The sequence below is a fragment of the Mesorhizobium sp. GbtcB19 genome (assembly GCF_019091085.1).
In the GTDB taxonomy this organism is placed as follows: Bacteria; Pseudomonadota; Alphaproteobacteria; order Rhizobiales; family Rhizobiaceae; genus Mesorhizobium.
In genome coordinates this window covers 1-251 of the sequence record NZ_JAGXJY010000354.1, presented here as the reverse complement: position 1 = coordinate 251, position 251 = coordinate 1, and the positions used below count along the sequence as shown (strand labels likewise).

General features: G+C 66.5%; 1 protein-coding gene. It reads left to right on the top strand.

What is annotated here, in order from left to right:
• On the top strand, positions 1-251 hold a 251-nt coding region (locus KVT37_RS32465), incomplete at both ends, for a DUF5801 repeats-in-toxin domain-containing protein (protein WP_217579054.1).

The window sequence follows — 251 nt, the reverse complement described above, 5'->3', positions numbered from 1 at the left end:
GTGACCGGCCACAGCGGCGACCCGGCCTTCCTGGTGTTCACGCTTTCGGTCAACACCTCGACCGGCGCCGTGACGCTGACGCAGGACCGCGCGGTGCACGAGAACACCATCGACAACCCGACCGACAGCTCCGAAGGCATCAGCCTGACCTCGGGCCTGGTGACGCTGACGGCGACGGTGACCGACAATGATGGCGACAAGGCCTCGCAGTCGCTCGACCTCGGCTCAAAGGCCACCTTCCATGACGACGG